This is a genomic window from Serratia sp. N21D137 (assembly GCF_047530005.1).
Taxonomy (GTDB): domain Bacteria; phylum Pseudomonadota; class Gammaproteobacteria; order Enterobacterales; family Enterobacteriaceae; genus Chania; species Chania fonticola_B.
The window spans coordinates 1-1,684 of the sequence record NZ_JBLJAJ010000099.1 but is presented as its reverse complement, the minus strand read 5'-3'; the positions used below and the strand labels follow the sequence as shown (position 1 = coordinate 1,684).

The following is a 1,684-nucleotide window of genomic DNA, read 5'->3' as shown; positions in this document are numbered from 1 at the left end:
AACTCGAACACATACTCAACACACGAGGGAGAAAATCTCTGGGCTATCGCTCCCCCAATGAGGTATTTTTAACACACTTACAGGCGGCATAAGCCCCCTGGGTTTTGTTGCGTTTCGAGTGGGAATGAGGCAAGAAACTGCGCCGCTGAGTTTTTGCCGGTAACGCTTTAGGCGTTTGATTTTTTGGATTTGCTTTCGCTTTGCTTGATGCTTTAGACTCGGTAACTGACATAGTTGAGACTCCTTATGTATTGACTACTGTCTGCCGGACGGCTCACGTCCGGCACCCTTTTGCTTACTGCTTTTTCACACCGTAATCGGTGATACCGCGGTTCAACCAATACCCGGCATCCTTTTCGAAACTCCAATAACGCTTGACCAACTCGCCGTTTTTCCTGACAACGAGCCGGAAATGTGTCCCCTGATCGTCCTCGATAGCGATATTGCTGTACGCTGCGGCTGCGGTATTGGCCTGTTCACGCGAAAACTGGCCATCTGTTGGCAGCAACACATGTTGATCGGTTTGCTCCGTCATGGGCTAAAAACTCCTGTTGGTGATGCCCTGCTTGCACAGGGCGAAAGGTCAACTCTAGAACGGGATATCGTCGTCATAGTCGGCGGGAGGGAATTCACCGCCTTGCGGCTGTTGTGGCGCTGATGGTGTTTGCGCGGTCGCAGCTCCCTTTGTCGTACCTTTCCCTTTAGCAGTACGCTTGCCCTTGGCCGGTGCGCTGCCGGCTGCTGGCTGCGCGGCAGGAGGTTGTGCGGGCGTGTTGCCGCTGGTCTGGCGCTCGCCGCCACCCAGCATTTGCATGGAGCAATTGACCTTCACCACGATTTCGGTGGTGTAGCGATCGCCACCCTGTTCGTCCTGCCATTTGCGGGTTTGCAGTTGCCCCTCGATATAGACCTTTGAGCCTTTGCTCAGGTATTCCCCGGCCACTTCGGCCAGCTTTCCGAACAAGACGACGCGATGCCATTCGGTTTTTTCTTTTTGTTCGCCCGTTACCTTGTCGCGCCATGTTTCGGAGGTTGCCAACGTCAGATTGGCCACCGCGCCCCCATTGGGCATATAACGAATTTCGGGAGCCTGACCCAGATTGCCGACCAAAATCACTTTGTTTACGCCACGTTCTGCCATGATGATTCTCCTTCTGTCAGTTGGTTTTCAGCCCATATCTTCTGTTAGATTCTGGAGCCCCGGCGCAAGGGAGTTAACAGGAGAATGCACCTGGCATAAGGAGACGGATACCACCGCAACGGCGACTGAGCGGCTGCGAATCGTCGTTGCCCATCAGCGCCCAGCAGCCGTACCGCTGGGCAGTGAGAGCGGCGCGGCCATGGCCGCAGCAAGCGCGCCTTAGACCTAGACCTGGACCTAGACTGGTTCTTTCAGCATCGCTTGCTACCGAAGGCGGAGACACGCAACGCGTGGCTCCGTGGAGCTAGACCGTCGGTGTTTAGACGGACGTAGCGCAATGCAGGCGACGAGCCGACCGCCTGCGGGCGAGGAGCCTTGGGTGCCTAACGAGATCTTCCTTCCTCCACAGGCTTACCTGTTAGCGCCGATGTAAAAATGACCCACATGCCAATGTAAAACGGACCCACCATGGGTAAAACTGGCAGTTTTAAGCGAGCTGCCGATGCTAACATTGGAGTTAAGAGTGGAGATTGCTGTTCTTCG

2 protein-coding genes are annotated in these 1,684 nt (G+C 55.0%); both read right to left on the bottom strand.

The window, feature by feature from the left end:
• Positions 1 to 295: 295 nt before the first annotated feature.
• Positions 296 to 535 (bottom strand): DUF905 family protein, encoded by a 240-nt coding sequence (locus ACMV5H_RS25450; RefSeq protein ID WP_414822795.1) that lies wholly within the window; start codon positions 533 to 535, stop codon positions 296 to 298.
• Positions 536 to 589: 54 nt separating this feature from the next.
• Complete coding sequence (locus tag ACMV5H_RS25445; RefSeq protein ID WP_414822794.1) at positions 590 to 1,141, bottom strand: single-stranded DNA-binding protein; 552 nt, start codon at positions 1,139 to 1,141, stop codon at positions 590 to 592.
• Positions 1,142 to 1,684 lie beyond the last annotated feature (543 nt).